This window comes from Iodobacter sp. CM08, from assembly GCF_033446605.1.
Taxonomy (GTDB): Bacteria; Pseudomonadota; Gammaproteobacteria; order Burkholderiales; family Chitinibacteraceae; genus Iodobacter.
This window is the reverse complement of the sequence record NZ_JAWQUO010000001.1, coordinates 89726-105931: the sequence shown is the minus strand read 5'-3', so window position 1 is coordinate 105931 and position 16206 is coordinate 89726. Positions and strand designations below refer to the sequence as shown.

Annotated in this window: 17 protein-coding genes and 1 pseudogene; 6 read left to right on the top strand and 12 right to left on the bottom strand. The window is 45.1% G+C overall.

Annotation, left to right across the window (positions count from 1 at the left end; genetic code table 11):
• Positions 1–90: 90 nt before the first annotated feature.
• The 5 genes from R6242_RS00475 to R6242_RS00455 all read right to left on the bottom strand — a co-directional run bounded on the left by R6242_RS00475 (position 91) and on the right by R6242_RS00455 (position 4171).
• A complete protein-coding gene (locus R6242_RS00475) occupies positions 91–357 on the bottom strand; it encodes an acyl-CoA-binding protein (protein WP_293931313.1) in 267 nt (88 codons plus the stop codon).
• Between the two features lie 99 nt (positions 358–456).
• Positions 457–1734: a dihydroorotase gene (locus R6242_RS00470; protein WP_318422637.1), complete on the bottom strand. Its 1278-nt coding sequence runs from the start codon at positions 1732–1734 to the stop codon at positions 457–459.
• Positions 1735–1986: 252 nt separating this feature from the next.
• Positions 1987–2988, bottom strand: a complete 1002-nt coding sequence (locus R6242_RS00465; protein WP_318422635.1) for an aspartate carbamoyltransferase catalytic subunit — start codon at positions 2986–2988, stop codon at positions 1987–1989.
• A complete protein-coding gene (ruvX, locus tag R6242_RS00460; protein WP_318422632.1) occupies positions 2981–3463 on the bottom strand; it encodes a Holliday junction resolvase RuvX in 483 nt (160 codons plus the stop codon). The genes R6242_RS00465 and ruvX overlap by 8 nt, the downstream gene beginning before the upstream one ends.
• A 156-nt stretch (positions 3464–3619) precedes the next feature.
• Positions 3620–4171, bottom strand: coding sequence for a YqgE/AlgH family protein (locus R6242_RS00455; RefSeq protein ID WP_293935653.1), 552 nt, complete (start codon positions 4169–4171; stop codon positions 3620–3622).
• Positions 4172–4275: 104 nt separating this feature from the next.
• On the opposite strand from R6242_RS00455, the gene R6242_RS00450 reads away from it, so the two are divergent.
• From R6242_RS00450 to R6242_RS00440, 3 genes are all read left to right on the top strand, one after another.
• Entirely contained in the window at positions 4276–5667 is a 1392-nt protein-coding gene (locus R6242_RS00450; protein ID WP_318422625.1) for a deoxyribodipyrimidine photo-lyase, read from the top strand.
• A 44-nt stretch (positions 5668–5711) separates the two neighbouring features.
• On the top strand, positions 5712–6083 hold the full coding sequence (locus R6242_RS00445; protein WP_318422622.1) for a hypothetical protein: 372 nt from the start codon (positions 5712–5714) through the stop codon (positions 6081–6083).
• 83 nt (positions 6084–6166) lie between these two features.
• Positions 6167–6583 (top strand): hypothetical protein, encoded by a 417-nt coding sequence (locus tag R6242_RS00440; RefSeq protein WP_318422619.1) that lies wholly within the window; start codon positions 6167–6169, stop codon positions 6581–6583.
• Positions 6584–6586: 3 nt separating this feature from the next.
• Here the strand turns inward: R6242_RS00440 and R6242_RS00435 are convergent, their stop codons facing one another.
• The 7 genes and pseudogenes from R6242_RS00435 to R6242_RS00405 form a co-directional block, all read right to left on the bottom strand.
• Positions 6587–7468 carry a CPBP family intramembrane glutamic endopeptidase gene (locus R6242_RS00435; protein ID WP_318422616.1) on the bottom strand — a complete coding sequence of 294 codons (882 nt, stop codon included), beginning with the start codon at positions 7466–7468 and terminating at the stop codon, positions 6587–6589.
• A gap of 164 nt (positions 7469–7632) precedes the next feature.
• Complete coding sequence (locus R6242_RS00430; RefSeq protein ID WP_318422614.1) at positions 7633–8793, bottom strand: AAA family ATPase; 1161 nt, start codon at positions 8791–8793, stop codon at positions 7633–7635.
• A gap of 350 nt (positions 8794–9143) precedes the next feature.
• The gene (locus R6242_RS00425) at positions 9144–9413 is read right to left on the bottom strand and encodes a hypothetical protein (protein WP_318422611.1); all 270 of its coding nucleotides are present in this window, start codon (positions 9411–9413) and stop codon (positions 9144–9146) included.
• A 460-nt stretch (positions 9414–9873) separates the two neighbouring features.
• Positions 9874–10284: a hypothetical protein gene (locus R6242_RS00420; protein WP_318422609.1), complete on the bottom strand. Its 411-nt coding sequence runs from the start codon at positions 10282–10284 to the stop codon at positions 9874–9876.
• A gap of 5 nt (positions 10285–10289) precedes the next feature.
• On the bottom strand, positions 10290–10676 hold the full coding sequence (locus R6242_RS00415) for a hypothetical protein (RefSeq protein WP_318422606.1): 387 nt from the start codon (positions 10674–10676) through the stop codon (positions 10290–10292).
• Positions 10677–10748: 72 nt separating this feature from the next.
• Positions 10749–11000, bottom strand: a pseudogene (locus tag R6242_RS00410) (RHS repeat-associated core domain-containing protein); the annotation flags it as partial.
• A 129-nt stretch (positions 11001–11129) separates the two neighbouring features.
• The gene (locus R6242_RS00405; RefSeq protein ID WP_318422603.1) at positions 11130–11438 is read right to left on the bottom strand and encodes a hypothetical protein; all 309 of its coding nucleotides are present in this window, start codon (positions 11436–11438) and stop codon (positions 11130–11132) included.
• A 160-nt stretch (positions 11439–11598) separates the two neighbouring features.
• On the opposite strand from R6242_RS00405, the gene R6242_RS00400 reads away from it, so the two are divergent.
• Genes R6242_RS00400 through R6242_RS00390 form a run of 3 tightly spaced genes read left to right on the top strand, consistent with a single transcriptional unit; the run spans position 11599 to position 15802 of the window.
• Positions 11599–12786 carry a DNA cytosine methyltransferase gene (locus R6242_RS00400; protein ID WP_318422800.1) on the top strand — a complete coding sequence of 396 codons (1188 nt, stop codon included), beginning with the start codon at positions 11599–11601 and terminating at the stop codon, positions 12784–12786.
• A 1-nt stretch (position 12787) separates the two neighbouring features.
• Complete coding sequence (locus R6242_RS00395; RefSeq protein WP_318422601.1) at positions 12788–14965, top strand: ATP-binding protein; 2178 nt, start codon at positions 12788–12790, stop codon at positions 14963–14965.
• Positions 14966–15802 carry a hypothetical protein gene (locus R6242_RS00390; protein WP_318422598.1) on the top strand — a complete coding sequence of 279 codons (837 nt, stop codon included), beginning with the start codon at positions 14966–14968 and terminating at the stop codon, positions 15800–15802.
• The last annotated feature ends 404 nt before the right edge of the window (positions 15803–16206 follow it).

The window sequence follows — 16206 nt, the reverse complement described above, 5'->3', positions numbered from 1 at the left end:
TAACATGCCGCTAAGCAAAACAAAGCCCAACAATTCTATAAAAAATGTTGGGCTTGGTTTTACTCAGCGCAAATCACGCCAAGCCTATTTTTATTCGTCGTTGGCTTTTAATTCAGTGACTAAATCAATATAGGCTTGCTTAGCTGCATCAGCCGTCATGCCTTTGAGCTCTGACCAAGCATCAAATTTAGCACGAGCTACAAATTGAATGGCCGATGGACGATCACCGCTCGCATCGCCTTCTGCAGCTTGTTTAAACAAAGAATATAGCTTGAGCTTAGTTGCCACATCGGGCGCATCGTTCAGTTTAACCACATCATCTTGCGCAATTTGAAACAGGGAATCGAGATCAGACATTGTTGTTCTCCAAAGCAAGAATTAAACGATCGTTTTAATAAGCAAAAGTATAGCCTGAGCGCCAAGATAAACCAAGCGGCTCAGGCCTGTTGATATCCCCTACGCGCTAAATTGGTACACCCGCTTGCCCTTCACCAAGGTATGCATCACGCGCCCTTTCATCTCCATTCCCACAAACGGCGTGTTCTTGCCTTGGCTTTTTAAAGCCGCTGGCGTGACTTGCCAATGGGCCTCTGGATCAAAAACAACTAAATCTGCGCGGTTTCCCACGGCCAGCCCAGCATCAAAACCCAACATTTTGGCCGGTACAGCGCTGATTTTAGCCAAGGCTTGTGACAGAGAGATATGCTGACGCGCAGCCCATGCAAGGGTCAGCGGCAACAGCAGCTCTAGGCCGGTGGCACCCGGCTCTGCCTCAGCAAAAGGCAGTAGCTTGCCATCATCATCGATAGGGCTATGATCAGAGCAAATCGCATCGATCGTGCCATCCGCCAAAGCCGCCACAATCGCATCGCGATCACGTACCGAGCGTAGCGGCGGATCAAAGCGGTAATTGCTGTCAAAAAAGCCAATATCCACATCAGCCAGATGAATATGGTTGATGCTGACATCGCACGTTACTGGCAGGCCCTGCTTTTTAGCCGTGCGCACCAAATCTAGCCCTGCCATCGATGAAAGACGACACAAATGCACGCGTGCGCCGGTTTCTTTCATCAGTAGCAAAATATTAGAAATCGCCACGGTTTCGGCCAGCACCGGAATACCCACCAAGCCCATACGTGTTGCGTAATCGCCGTCATGCGCCACACCCGCGTTTAAATCCGCTTCTTGCGGCAGCAAGCGCAAAGCCACATTAAACGTGGCGGCGTATTGCATGGCCCGATACAAAATCTGTAAATCGCCAACCGCCTGATCGCCCTGAGAAAACGCTACGCAGCCTGCATCACGCAGCTCGGCCATATCGGTTAGCTCACGGCCTTTAAGCTGGCGACTTAAAGCACCGACAGGATAAAGACGCGCTAGGTCGAGGTTTTTTGCCCGCTGACGCAACATGGTAACAAGGCTTGGCTCATCCAGCGGCGGATCGGTATCCGGTGGGCACATAATGCTCGTCACACCACCGGCCACGGCAGCAGCCATTTCTGATGCCAAGGTGGCTTTATATTCAAAGCCTGGCTCGCGCAGGCGAGCAGCTAAATCGACCAAACCAGGGCTGACTAATAAGCCCTGGGCATCGATGGTTTCATCGCTGACATAGCCAGCGGGGGCCGCGCCCACGCCAACAATTTTGCCATCAGCAAGGTATAAATCGGCAATTTGGTCCGTGTTATGCAGTGGATCAATCAGACGACCACCCAGAATTGCTATGTTTTTCATAAATTATTTCGCTCGTTAAAATCCCTTAGCACGCCGTAGCGAGCGAAGGGCAGACTAGGCAAAAACGGCTAAAAAGCGCAGTTTACATTGTAGGGAACCTAGAAAAACCCATCTTTCGTCATAATACTGCGTTGCGAATTAAAAAAATCTCCTTACATATCAACGCATATGCAGCGTCAATTTTTTTAATACGCGCCTTGTCTTATTTAGAAATATAGGTTTTTCGAAGCTCCCTGTAGTAAATGAGCATTTTTAGCCGGTTTTTAACGACGGATCACCGAGCGCAGTAGGCGTGCCAAGGGATTTCTGGTTACGGGCAACAATCGCTAATACAGCCATGCGCACAGCAATACCAAAAGTCACTTGCGGCAAAATCACCGCCTGCGGGCCATCAGCCACGGCAGAATCAATCTCAACACCACGATTCATCGGGCCTGGGTGCATCACGATGGCATCCGGCTTGGCCAGTGCCAGCTTTTCTGGGGTTAGCCCATAGTATTTAAAGAATTCTTGCGTGGAGGGCAAAAAAGCCCCCGCCATACGCTCGTTTTGTAAACGCAGCATAGCGATCACATCCACGTCTTTCAGGCCTTCGGCCATATCGTGATAAACGTGTACGCCCAGTTGCTCGATGCCGGTCGGCAACAGCGTTTTAGGCGCAATCACGCGAATGTCTGGGCAGCCCAAAGTGCTTAGCGCATGAATTTGCGAGCGCGCCACGCGTGAATGCAGCACATCGCCCACAATGGCGACGCGCAGCTTAGTAAAATCGCCTTTAAAGTGGCGAATGGTAAACATATCCAACATAGCTTGCGTAGGGTGCGCATGGCGGCCGTCCCCAGCATTCACCACGGCAATGCCTTTTTTAACGTGCTTAGCAATCAAATGGGCCGCGCCCGATTCTGAATGGCGCACCACAAATAGATTTGCGCCCATTGCTTCTAGGTTGTGAATGGTATCGAGCAGCGTTTCGCCTTTAGCAGTGCTGGAGGCTTGGATATTCAGGCTGGATACATCACCGCTTAAGCGCTTGGCAGCCAGCTCAAAGGTGGTACGGGTGCGCGTTGAGTTTTCAAAAAACAAATTAAAAACAGACGTGCCAGCAAGATCTGGCCATTTTTGATTAAGCAGCTCGCCGTTTTTTACATAGAGCGCGGCTTGGTCAAGAATTTGCGTCAGGATACGCTTTGGTAAACCTTCGGTACTTAATAGATGAATCAGCTCGCCTTGAGCATTTAACTGCGGGTTATACATCTCTATCCTCACCGGATTGAATCACTGGAGCCTCAGGGGAACGGTGGCTTAAGGCCTCGCCCGTTGCTGGGGAATCCAGATAAGTTTGTAAAATCTGCATCGCAGCCACTTGATCCAAGGCGGGCTTTTGGCGGCGGCCACGTACACCGGCCTCATTCAGGGCCATGCTGGCGGCAGCGCTAGACAGCCGCTCATCTACCAAAAACACGGGTAAGCCAAAGCGCCCATGCAGGCGATTGGCAAATTTCTTAGATAAGCGTGTCATATCAGATGGTGTGCCATCTAAATGGCTAGGTAAGCCAACGATCAAACAAGAGGGTTGCCATTCGTGAATCAATTGCTCAACCCGTGCAAAACGGCGATCGTTTTCTTCCGCCGTGATGGTTTCTACCGGATGGGCAATACCCAGCTCAGACGAGCCAACGGCCACACCGATCCGCACTTCACCAAAATCAAAAGCCAGAAGAGTACTCATTGTTTTCCAAATGACAATGCCAAAGGCATTACCAGAGCGGTTTCAAAATATTAGCGAAATTAATAAACTGGCGCACTCATTAGAGGCTCACCCCCTGAACCCATCACACAGAAATGCACGAATTGGTTCAAGCCTGAGTGCTCTTTAAGGGGTGGATTACGCGTGGCCCGCTTCTTTAGACAACATCGCGATATCAATGCCCAGCAATCCCAAGGCAGCGGCATAACGCGCTTCGGGAGGTAGATCAAAAATAATTTTAGGATCTGCTTCTACGGTGAGCCATGAGTTTTGAGCGATTTCGTTTTCTAACTGGCCCGCATCCCAACCGGCGTAGCCCAAGCTTAAAAACACCTGATCTGGCCCCTCGCCATCTCCTAATGCCTGCAAGACATCTCTGGAGGTAGAAAGCCCCATTTCATCAGACACCGCTAAGCTAGATTGCCAACTGCCCAAGGGGGTGTGCAATACAAAGCCTCTATCGGTTTGTACCGGCCCACCAAAATGCACCGATAGCTCGGCCATAGCGGGGCGATGCAGCTCGATATCGATCTGCTCAAAGAGTGAAGCCAGCGTCATACCTAGCGGCCGATTCACGATCACCCCCATCGCACCGTGTTCATTGTGTTCACACACAAAGGTTAAAGCGCGGGAGAAAATCGGATCAACGAGGCTAGGCATCGCAATCAAAAAATGACGAGAAAAGTTCATTGCGTTATCCATGCTTCCAATTATCGCACAAGCCGCAGATTACAGCGCGTCACCCATGCTGCAGAAGTGGCACAATAGGGCGTTAATTCTATTCATAGCCCCCTATGCCCACAACATCATTGATTTGGTTTCGCCGCGATTTACGTCTATTTGACCACGCAGCCTTACATCACGCGCTAAAATCCTCGCAAAAAGTGATTGCGGTATTTATCTTTGATCGCTCTATTTTAGATGGATTAAAGCAAGATGATCGGCGAATTGCTTTTATTTGGCACAGCCTGCAGCAGCTAAAAGCCAGCTTAATGGCAGAAGGATCTGATTTAGTCATTCGCCACGGCAAGGCAGAGCTAGAAATCCCGCGTTTAGCCGCAGAATTTAACGCCAGCGCCGTTTACACCAATCACGATTACGAGCCTGCCGCCATTGCCCGTGATGCCCATGTGGCAGAGCAACTGGCCGCAGCGGGCCGCCAATTGCATAGCTACAAAGACCAAGTGATCTTTGAAAAAGATGAAGTGCTCACTAAAACGGGCGGCATGTATAGCGTGTTTACGCCGTATAAACGCAGTTGGATCGCCAAACTGAATGATTTTTACTTAAAATCTTACCCTATTAAGCCCTATCTACAGCATCTGGCCGCACTCCCTTTGCAAGCCATGCCAAGCCTAGCGGCGCTGGGCTTTAATGATGTCGATGTAAGTACTTTGCAGCCCGGCATGGCAGGCGGCGAGGCGCTGTTTAATGACTTTTGCCTGCGCATTGATGACTACCAAGAAGCCCGTGATTTTCCAGCGGTAAAAGGCGTCTCTTATTTATCCGTGCATTTACGCTTTGGCACGGTATCGATTCGTGAGCTAGCAAAAAGAGCTTGGCAAATGGGTGGGCGTGGCGCTGAAACATGGCTATCTGAGCTGATCTGGCGCGAGTTTTATCAGCAAATTCTTTGGCATCGGCCAGAAGTCGTCCACCACGCATTTAAGCCTGAATACGACACCCTGCCCTTCCCCAATAACCCAGAATACTTTGCCGCTTGGTGCGAGGGGCGCACTGGCTTTCCTATTGTGGATGCCGCCATGCGCCAGCTGAATCAAACCGGCTTTATGCATAATCGCCTACGCATGATTGCCGCCAGCTTTTTAGTCAAAGACCTACTCATTGACTGGCGCTGGGGCGAGCAATATTTTGCCGAAAAACTCAATGATTTTGACTTATCCGCCAACAATGGTGGCTGGCAATGGGCCGCATCAACGGGCTGCGATGCCCAGCCTTATTTTAGGATTTTTAACCCAGTAAGCCAATCCGAGCGTTTTGATCCACAAGGTAAATTTATCCGCCGCTATTGCCCAGAGCTGGCGGAGCTAAGCCATAAAGAAATTCATGCTCCTTGGCTAATCAAAGCTATTTTTGGCATCAAGCCCAGCTATGATTATCCTGCCCCCATCGTAGATCACGCGGTGCAACGCCTAGCCGCCTTGGCTTTATTTAAACGAAACTAAATGCTAGCCGCTTTGATGCGGCAGCAGTGTGACCTGACCAAACTATGAGCAAATTTTTCACATCCACCCGCCTCTTTGCCCTAGGTATTTGCCTAATCGCAAGTGCCAGTGCCGTTGCCTACTTTGCCATCATGCAAGAAAAGGAACAGGACGGGCACTGGCCATGGCCACTGAATGGCGTACTCATTAACCAATCCGCTCAGCCAGCCCAAGTCTGGGACGACGATCACCTGTACTACAAAATTGCCGCACACACCCGCTCAGGGGATGAGTTGGATGTAGACCATGTGCAAGAAAGCGCATCTGGGCGCTGGTGCAAAGTAGGGCCGCATACCGTCACCGTCAAAGCAGATGGTTATTTAGAAGGCTGCCCCTGCTTTGCGCTCGATGCCGGCCGAGCGTGTATTCAATTTTAACGCTCTAAAGCGGCAATAGATCACAACCATAAGCTAGGGAATAGCGGCATGATAGCCAGCTGACTTTTCTGCGCATTGTGCCTATGACTCGCACTACTCGAATCATCTATACCCTGCTTTTTCTAAGTATTAGTTGCCTCAGTTCCTACTCTTCCGCCATGTATTGGCCTTGGCCCTTAAATGGCAAAGTAGTGAATCAAAGCAACCTACCTGTTGCTGTATGGGATGGTGAGCACGGTATTTACACCCTGCCTGCACACAGTGTTAGCCCAAAAACACTTGATGTGGATCATCTGTATTCCAGCCTGAATAATTGCTGGTGCAAAATTGGAGCACTTAAAGTACAAATTGATAGCAAGGGCAATATCAATCAGTGCGAATGCTGGGTAGATAATGCAGGGGATGCCTGTAATAGCAGCCCTACTGTGGCTGAAGTAAAATCCAGCCAAGCGCCGAAAGTAGCTCAGGCGGCACAACCTGCCAGCATTCCGGCATCCTAGCCCCTATGCTCCTACATACTTGGGGTAGGTAAAGCAGAGAAAATGGATAAGATTAAATCCAAAGTGCAGAAGAATCGCCATTTCAATACGCCTGCTCTGCTGATACACCATGGCATAGCCCAAGCCTGCCAAACTCGCTAAAGCCATATACATCGCGCCACCCGCCAAATGGGCCAGCCCGAATAACAGCGCCGAAGCGCCCACCGCCAGCACTGATCCTAAAGGCTTACTACTCAGGCGGTGCAAAGATTCTTGCACAAAGCCTCGAAAAAACGCCTCCTCGGCAACGCAAGTCAGCAATAAATTAACGACAACAAATACTGCCGTAGCCGTTGGAAACTTAAAATCAAAGCGGAAAAACTGGCTAAGCAGCCCCACAATACTCAACAGCAGAATCGTTATAAAAACAAGCCACCACGAGCGTCTAAAATCTATTTTCAGCTCGACTAGGTTTTGCGCCTTATGGCAAAACACAGCCAACAGCAATAAGCCTGCTATCCCCTTATCAAAATTGGCATATAGGGTAAAAGGCAAAGCATCACCGCTTAATTGCACGTCTTTAAATAACAGCAAGTTGCTAAACCCTGGCAGCTTATGCATCGCCAAAGCCAGCGCTAGCAAAGCCGCGACCACGCCCAAAGCCAGCCGAAAAACCTTAGGCAGCCAATCACAACCCGCCCCCAATAAAGCTAAAGCCAGCACAAGAACAAGCAATAAGCCAACAAGCCCCAACACGCCCGTTGCCAGCGCGCCACAAAGCGCCAGCGCAAAACAAACAAGCCAAGGCCGGATAGAAAACCTACCCCAATGCACCGCAGGTAACCACGCACACACGATCGCCAAAATTAAAAAAACATAAGCAGGAGAGCTCAGAAGCTTCAACATTTAAGACCAATTAAAAAGTGAAACACAAAAAAGATAATTCGGAAAATAGCGGACATAGGGCATTAAGGAAGAAGCAAAAAAATTCCCTACCTTCTAAATCAACGCAATAAAATGTGCACAAAATCTATAAATAACAAAAAATAGCCGATGGCTGAGAGCAAGCCCTACCTATTCGCCCATGACCATGCCGGTTTATCTAAATCACGCAGCCCTAAAATCGACGTTTCTCCGCAGTCTTTTTGCAAAATAATCGAATTGCAATCCGCTTCACGCTCAAGTGCCGCAACAAGACGGCTTGCGTGGCTAACAACGATCACTTGACTATGCGCAGCAGCGGCGGAAATTAACCGTGCTAAAGCGGGCAATAAATCGGGGTGCAAGCTGGTTTCAGGCTCATTCAAGACCAAAAGCTCCGGCGGACGCGGGCTAAGCAAAGCGGCAATCAACAATAAATAGCGTAGCGTGCCGTCCGATAACTCCCTCGCGGCCAAAGGGCGCAATAAACCACGCTGCCACATCAAAACGCTGAAGCGACCATCGTTCACGGCAATCTCGATCTGTGCGCCTGGGAAAGCATCGTCAACCGCCGCCATTAATGCCGCCGCATCGCCGATTTCAATAATAGTTTGCAGCGCCGCGGCCAAATCGCCGCCATCATTCGCCAAAATAGACGTGTACGTACCAATCTGCGCCTGTCTAGCGGGCGCACTGGCATCGGTGCGTAAATGATCATAAAAACGCCAGCGGCGCATTGCCTCGCGTAGCTGCAAAACCTCGGGCGCATTCACCGGATCGGCACATTGGCTAAAAATACTATCGTAAGCCGGCACATGCTGGCTGATCACTTGCCAGCTACGTCCTAATCGCGTTTTGGCAACTGCATTACGCCTATCCATCAGCAAGGTAACCTCCCGCTGAGCACTCCCCGCCCATATTTGCTCGCGCTTTATTTCGGGGTCTGCCGCAAATAACGATGAGCTGGGTGTAGGCAAACCTAAATCAATTGCATAGGAAAAATCATCGCCAGCAAAGCCCAGCTTGAGAGAAACAGCGGCTTTTCTTACCGTTGCCTGAATCGGCACATCACCACGGCGCATCGCGTTAGAAATAGTCTCTGGCCCCGCCCACAAAGTTGAAGCAAAGCCCCCTTCCTGCGCCAAATGCCCAATCAAACGCCCCACCGCAGATTCCGCAATTAAGCGTAAGGCACGATATAAACTCGATTTCCCACAGCCATTTGCACCACTAATGACATTGAGCTGAGCCAAAGGCACAATTAAATCGCGCAAGGAACGGTAATTGGCAATAGCAAGTTTATGCAGCATGGTAATCAATCGATAAAAAACACCATCATAAAGGCAAGTGGGCTCTGTGGTGCGGGTGTTTCTTTACAAAATACAAAAAAATTAAAAGAATAAAATATAAATTTAAGTTTTTATAGCAATAGCAGCACAACGTTTTTTTGCAGTTTCATGAAATGCCTAACAAGCCAAACATGGCAGACATGGCAGACACAAACATAAAAACAATTGATATAGAGTGCAATATGCTTCGTTAATTGTCACCCTACAGAATAATCACACGATATGAAATAACGGCATAGTAAGACTATTAAGCAAATAATCAATAAAATAAAAATCATTAGCTGCGTTACGAAGCAATAAAGCCGCCAACTTTAGTTGAATATAACTTTAATAAGCACCATCCAGCGCCAGATGATTTTACCATTGGCAGGATCTGAGATCTGGCGGGGGGTGCCTAGGTGATCGGCCCAGATATAGTTGATGCTGCTGCCAGCAGCCGATGGGCTGATTACGGCGACGGGTAGATCGCCTAGCCAAACGGTTTTTTGCAGTGGCTTACCATCCGCCTGATATTCACCGATCAAATGGCCTTGCAGATCGTAAACAAACAAGCTAGTGCCACTTGGCGCAACTTTCTTCACCCTTTGCCCAAGGGCGTTTTAACTATAGCTGACAGCCACCATGCCCTTGCTGGATTTGATTAAGCGCCCAGCGTTGTTGTAAGCAAGCACCCAACCATTATCGTTAGCCCGATTACCTGCAGCATCATAAGTGTAAGTGGCTTGATTTGCCCCAGTGGATGAGAGCAGCCGATTGCTTTGGGTGTCGTGCTTATAATTTGTGGTCGCCGTGCCAACGGTTTGGTCGGTTCGGTTGCCGTTAAAGTCGTAATAGTAGTTAAAAGCTCGGCAAGTTGGGCTGGTGACTGATCAGCCCAACAATTCCATGATGCAAATGTTGGGCTGATAAAGCTTTAGCCCAACCTACCGGGCTTCGCTCAACACCAACCTACAGGAGCCCAACCTACCGTGCTTTTTACAGCCAGAATCGTGATTAATAAAGACAGCCTGTTTGACACCCTCGCGGGGTTACAAAAACCATTTAAAAAGCCATCGCCAGTTTAGATGCCAATGTAGAATCACGAGCCCAAACTGCCCATTCTGTGCTATCAAAGGCCTGAATTACTATTTCACACGAGCTATAATCATTCTGCATTAACTTGATACTTGAAATATTGTCCTCATAATTTGCTCCAACTATCAAACAATCTACAGTCTGAATAAGACTCTCTGCAAACCTTTTTAATTCCAACCAATTCATAATAAAACCACGGTGTCTAATCATTGTTTGCTTTTCAAATTCTTCCATAGAAAATTTTTCTGGGGCTTCTCCGATCCCATAAAAATCAATGACCGACCATACATATACATTATCGGGAATTACCGTCAGTAACTCTCTCAACTGAACCATAGTTCCATCTGCGCGAAAAGCAGGGGAGATTGTCATATCCATTTAGGCTACTCCAATGGTCTTGCCGGTCCATGTTGTGGCGTACCACCAGTAGGATTAGGCAACCAATCATGTTGATGTGGGTTTGAGTGATTTTGAGGACGACCATGATCTGTAAAGTCAACATCCCTGACTGGCTTACCATTTACATCAAACTCACGCGCTTGACCATATTTCCCTTTTCGTCCATCTTTCTGGCCAAGTTGCGTATGTGGTCCTTCCGCATCAGCTTCTGGAGCTGGATTTCCATATTTATCGCGAGGCAAAGGGCGATCTGGAACACTATCCCCAGTATTAAATATAATGTTCTTGAATTTATCAAAACCATCCACTGCGCCTTTGCAAAAATCAGCGAATTGCTGAGGAAGTGATCTTGATGGAATTAATACATCCATTGGGTCTGGACTGCATTGATAAGCCATGCCCAAAGGACTTACAACCCAACGACACCTCACTAACCCAAATGGATCAATCGCTGAAACCGGATTCCCCCCCACATGCCCATAAGTATTAATCCCGCCCGCCAAACCAATCGGATCAGATTCAATATACCGCCCTGTTGCCGGGTCGTAATCTCGGAAGTAGTTGTAATGCTTGCCGGTTTCTTTATCGAAATACTGGCCGGGGAAGCGTAGGTTGTAGCTAAATTTCTTACCTGTATTGCTTGGGTCTTCATCCGCTAGGCTGTTACCGAAGGCTTCGCCATCCCAGCGCCAGATGATTTTACCATTGGCGGGATTTGAGATCTGGCGGGGTGTGCCAAGGTGATCGGCCCAGATATAGTTGATGCTGCTGCCAGCACCTGATGGGCTGATGACGGCAACGGGTAGATCGCCTAGCCAAATGGTTTATTGCACAGGCTTACCATCCGCCTGATATTCACCGATCAAATGGCCTTGCTGATCGTAAACAAACAAGCTGGTGCCACTTGGTGCAACTTTCTTCACCCTTTGCCCAAGGGTATTGTAGGTGTAGCTAAGCGTAGCCGTGCCCTTGGTGGATTTGATTAAGCGGCCAGCGTTGTTGTAAGTGAGCACCCAACCATTATCGTTAGCCCGATTACCTGCAGCATCGTAAGTGTAAGTGGCTTGATTTGCCCCAGTGGATAAGAGCAGCCGATTGCTTTGGGTGTCGTGCTTATAATTTGTGGTTGCCACGTCAATGGTTTGATCGGTTCAGTTGGCGTTGAACTCGCACTCAAAAGGGTCAACATTATTTCAGGACTCCGCGGAGGAGTTCATGCAAAATTCAGGCTAAGAGGCTTCAAGCTTGAGTGGTACAATCGCGAGGCAAAAATCTGGGGAATATGTGAACAAAATGTATCAAGTACTGGATTTATTTTCTGGCGCAGGTGGAATGGCCGAGGGCTTTTTGCAAGCAGGATTTGCAATTCCGTTTGCCAGCGACAGAAGCGAACAAGCGGCTTTAACTTATCAAACCCGTCATAAGCAGCTAGGGCTTAAGCATAAGTATCACTGCGGCGATGTTTTAGAACTGAGCACACCCGCTGTTTTGAATGAATTTTTAGGCTCAAACATATCAAAAATTGATGTTATTTGTGGTGGGCCGCCATGCCAAGGGTTTAGCTTGGCAGGCCAAAGAAATCCTCTGGATATACGAAACAAATTGGTTCAAAGCTACATCCAAATTTTGGCTCAAGTTCAGCCGAAATACTTTGTGATGGAAAATGTGATTGGAATATTGTCAGCACATTTTGTTGAATATCAAGGTATAAATCATCTTTATAAAAATGAAAAAGTAATTGATGTGCTTAGTTCTGAGTTTGCGGCGATTGGATATCCAGACGTCAAAATTAAAGTGCTAGATGCCAGTGATTTTGGTGTTCCCCAAAAAAGACTGCGTGTCATATTTCTTGGTACTCGACTAGATGTATCGAGTAAGCTAAACCATCCTGATGCATTAATTGGTAGTAAGATAAGTGCCCGAGCGGCAATTCATGACTTAGCAAATATCGCGACAGGTGAAATTCAAACAGAATATAAAGAAACTGCTTTTTCTGAATTTCAAAATCGATCAAGAAAAGGGAGGACACCTTCCGCGTATGGTGGATCTATTAAAGCGGACACCTTGTTAAACCACGGAACAAGTCGACATTCTGCATTGGTGAGTGAGCGCTTTTCTCATGTTAAAGAAGGGGAGAGCATTAAAAATATGCTTTTACGCTTAAATGAGATGGATGCATACCGATTAAAAACTAAAAAGCAGAATTGCAGACGCATTATTGCCAACCAGCCATCACCGACAGTTTTAACATTGCCAGATGACCTTATCCATTATCAAAAAGATCGAATTCTCACCGTGCGTGAAATGGCAAGATTACAGTCGTTTGATGATAGTTTTGAGTTCATGGGAAAGAGAACAACAGGTGGTGATCGAAGAAAGTTTGAAACACCACAATATACGCTTGTTGGCAATGCAGTTCCACCGTTGTTAGCAAAAGCGATAGCAACTGAAATACTAAAGAACTTGAATAATTGGAGTTAGTATGAGTGATGTTGAGAAAATGCATTTTATTACCAGTTCTGGAATTAAAAATATTGTTGGAAAAGATCTAATTACTGATCGATTTGTCGCAATATTTGAATTGGTTAAAAACTCATATGATGCTCGTGCAAGTAAAGTAATTGTGTCTTTTGAGTCTTTGGGGGGCGCACCAAATATTATTGTCCGTGATAACGGTATAGGAATGTCCAAAAGCGATTTAGAGGATAAATGGTTGCATTTGGCATACTCTGAAAAAGAAGAAGGTCATTCTAATGAAAGTAGAGCTTTTGTTGGATCTAAAGGTGTTGGCCGTTTTTCCTGTGATAGTTTAGGTAAATCGTTAACAATAAAATCAAAAAAAAGTGGTGAATTAGAAGAGCATGTGCTAAAAGTTAATTGGGAAGATTTTGAAAAATCAAAAAAAATAAAATTTGAAGATGTTGAGGTTGAATACCTATCTAATAAGCTTAGTATTGATAAGATTGATACCCATTACACCGAGCTATGTATTGCTGATCTTCGTCATATTTGGAATGAAGATGCGGTTACAAAAACAGTTGAAAGTTTGAGAAGATTAAAGAACCCATTCTTAGATTTTGATGGGTTTGATATTTACTGCGGTCTGGATTTGATCTCAATTTATGAGGTAGTCGCTGGTATTGAATTTCCTAAGGAAAGTTTAGTTAAAAGTAATATTTCAGAAGTATTGAAAAATAAAAGCATAACGATCGAAACTAAGGTAGGTAATAAGATAGAAGTTAGCCTTTTTGATCGAGGTCAGCATATATACACCTTAGAAAAAAATAATGACACTAGTCTTGTTGATATTGAAATATTCATCACGATAAATTACTTGACTACGAGTGCTAAATCCACATTTACCCGTCGCATGGGAGTTGAACCCGTAAATTATGGAAATATTTTTATATATAAAAATAATTTTAGGGTCAGTCCGTATGGTGATGCTGACTATGATTTGTTTGGTGTGAACGTTAGGAAATCTCAAGGTTATTATCGGCATCTTGGCACACGAGAAATACTTGGATGTATTGATATAAAAGATCTGAATTCACGGTTTATGGAAACATCGTCTCGTAATAGTGGTTTTATTGAAAATGCATACCTTGAAGCATTAAAAGATCTATATTTTGACTATGCTCATAAACTACTTGAGCGGTATATTGGTGTAATAGAGTGGGGTGAGATTAAAGAAACTGGCAGGGAAGTTTTTTTTGAGTCTGTTCAGAAAAATGAAGTAGAGCGATTCGCAAAAAGCTTGACGAGCAAAGTTAATGGTGATTTTTATATTAAATATTTTTCTGATAGTTTTGAATTGGAAGAGAAGAGTCAGAAAAAAGTACTGCAAATTATTGCATCAAAATTGCCTGCAAAAGAAAAGAAACAGGTGGAAAAAATAATAAAAAATGTAGCTCGTTTAGAAGAAGAAAATGTTGTCAAAGAACAAGAGTTAGATGTAAAACAAGAAGTGATAGAAACTCTGCTGCGGCAGAATAAAAATTTGTCGGTAAAACGAGCAGAAAGTTCATATGCTGAACAGTTGGGTCATCATTTACCTGGTATGGCTGACCGATTGTGCGGCGCTGTTGATGATTTAAATGCTCTAGCTTCTATCATTCCAACAGCGCAAAGTAATTTATATTTAAAAGCGCTGAGCAAGATTAGGCGAACTGAATTAGAACTACGTTCTTTTAAAGAGTTATTGTTGAGGACGGAGATTGATCTCAGGTCTCCCCAAGGTATTAATTGGTTTGATCTGGCTGTTTGGTTTAAAGATGATAAATTACAGAATAATCATGGAGCAATTAATGTTGTTTGCGTGATGAATGATCTAGATTTTTATAGTAAATGGCTTGTTCGAAGTAATGCTGTTGAAGTTGTAATGATGTTTGAAAATTTTTATCAAAATGCATTAGATCATAATGCGAAATTTGTTGAATTTTTGTTCGATGAAGATTGCTTGAAAATTTCTAGTGATTCCAAGGCAATTAATCCTGATATTCTTGATAAAATTTTCGAGCTTGGTTTTTCAAGCAAGAAAAATGGCACAGGGATTGGTTTGAATCAAGTGCGCAGTTTTTTAACTAGAATTAATTTTGAAGTTAAGGCAAGTAATTCGGCGGGTTTGGTATTGTTTACTATCTCTAGGTGTGAAAATTAAATGCGTTTAGATTTTAATGTGGTTTTAGTTGATGATGAAATTCACGATGATGAGAATAATTATGCAGCGAAGAAGTTGATTTCGGCTTTGGAGGCGCGAATTTCAAGTAAGGGATTTGATGCTAAAGTGGATACTTATAATAGTATTGAGCAAGCAAGTAAAGCGTTATCCTCTCCTAATAAAAATCGCAGAATAGATCTTTATCTGAGTGATAATAATCTGGGGGCTGCCTCTGTGTCAGGTGTGGAAAACTCTGAAAATGCAGGTGTTGAGTATTACCTAGCGATAAGGTCAAAATTTATATGTGATTTTGTTTTATATACTAGGTCATCAGTTAATAAAATTGTTGATTTTCTTGTTGCGGACTTGCTTAACAAAAAAGACCCGAATTTATTTTCTCGGTTTACATTTGTTAGTCGAGGTACTGGAGGAGATGCATGGCACACGCCTATTCTTGATTTGATCGACCATATATTAACAAAGCGAGAAGAAATTAATAATTTACGCGGGTTATTTGCACAAAAAACAGCTCAAATGGATAATCATTTAAAAGCACGTCTAGGTAGTAAGGTGAATCGTTTGAATTTTGAAGATGTTATTGAACTAGCTTTTAGTGATGGGTTAATAAGCTCCACTTTGAAAAATGATCTACATTATCATCGTTTGCTAAGAAATGGTGTTATCCACCATGATGAAATATTTTGCGAAACAAGAAAAAAATGGTCGATTAGGTATGTGGATTACTTCTCAAATAGTAATAAAACACTATATGAAAGTGATTTCAAAAATGAGCGTGAAAAATTATCTGATACGTTTAAGATGGTAATTGCTATTTAATTTAAATCAAACCTGATTCAAGAGTTAATCTTTATAGTTACTCAACTTGTTGTTTGCTGAATTTTTGAGAATTTGCTTTGTAAAGATAAGCCCGTACCTGCGGGCTTTTTCTTATCTGCTGTTTACACGTGCTAGTGATCTTGCGGTTGGCTGAGCTGGTGGTATTGGTTGGCGGCAATGGTTTCGATTCGTTTTTGGTTGAACAGGATGAATTTGTAATCTTGGAAGGTGTTGACATAGCGGCGGTGGTTTAGGGCTTCAAGTCCTGTAGATAGCAATTTGTGATGTTGGAATTAGTGCAAGGCAAACCTTGCACGCAGAGCTGCTTGAGCAGCTTACAAAGCCATACGGCTTACGGCCTTCAATAAAAAGGGTGAATACGATTTCTTGTATTCACCCTTTTT

Excerpts from the sequence above, each read along its gene's own strand:
- R6242_RS00430 (WP_318422614.1), bottom strand. The coding sequence starts at position 8,793 with ATGCTGCATAAACTTGCTATTGCCAATTACCGTTCCTTGCGCGATTTA.
- R6242_RS00465 (WP_318422635.1), bottom strand. The coding sequence starts at position 2,988 with ATGTATAACCCGCAGTTAAATGCTCAAGGCGAGCTGATTCATCTATTA.
- R6242_RS00415 (WP_318422606.1), bottom strand. The coding sequence starts at position 10,676 with ATGGATGTATTAATTCCATCAAGATCACTTCCTCAGCAATTCGCTGAT.
- ruvX (WP_318422632.1), bottom strand. The coding sequence starts at position 3,463 with ATGAGTACTCTTCTGGCTTTTGATTTTGGTGAAGTGCGGATCGGTGTG.
- R6242_RS00470 (WP_318422637.1), bottom strand. The coding sequence starts at position 1,734 with ATGAAAAACATAGCAATTCTGGGTGGTCGTCTGATTGATCCACTGCAT.
- R6242_RS00440 (WP_318422619.1), top strand. The coding sequence starts at position 6,167 with ATGACTCGCACTACTCGAATCATCTATACCCTGCTTTTTCTAAGTATT.
- R6242_RS00420 (WP_318422609.1), bottom strand. The coding sequence starts at position 10,284 with ATGGATATGACAATCTCCCCTGCTTTTCGCGCAGATGGAACTATGGTT.
- R6242_RS00400 (WP_318422800.1), top strand. The coding sequence starts at position 11,599 with ATGTATCAAGTACTGGATTTATTTTCTGGCGCAGGTGGAATGGCCGAG.
- R6242_RS00390 (WP_318422598.1), top strand. The coding sequence starts at position 14,966 with ATGCGTTTAGATTTTAATGTGGTTTTAGTTGATGATGAAATTCACGAT.
- R6242_RS00455 (WP_293935653.1), bottom strand. The coding sequence starts at position 4,171 with ATGAACTTTTCTCGTCATTTTTTGATTGCGATGCCTAGCCTCGTTGAT.
- R6242_RS00395 (WP_318422601.1), top strand. The coding sequence starts at position 12,788 with ATGAGTGATGTTGAGAAAATGCATTTTATTACCAGTTCTGGAATTAAA.
- R6242_RS00475 (WP_293931313.1), bottom strand. The coding sequence starts at position 357 with ATGTCTGATCTCGATTCCCTGTTTCAAATTGCGCAAGATGATGTGGTT.
- R6242_RS00450 (WP_318422625.1), top strand. The coding sequence starts at position 4,276 with ATGCCCACAACATCATTGATTTGGTTTCGCCGCGATTTACGTCTATTT.
- R6242_RS00435 (WP_318422616.1), bottom strand. The coding sequence starts at position 7,468 with ATGTTGAAGCTTCTGAGCTCTCCTGCTTATGTTTTTTTAATTTTGGCG.
- R6242_RS00445 (WP_318422622.1), top strand. The coding sequence starts at position 5,712 with ATGAGCAAATTTTTCACATCCACCCGCCTCTTTGCCCTAGGTATTTGC.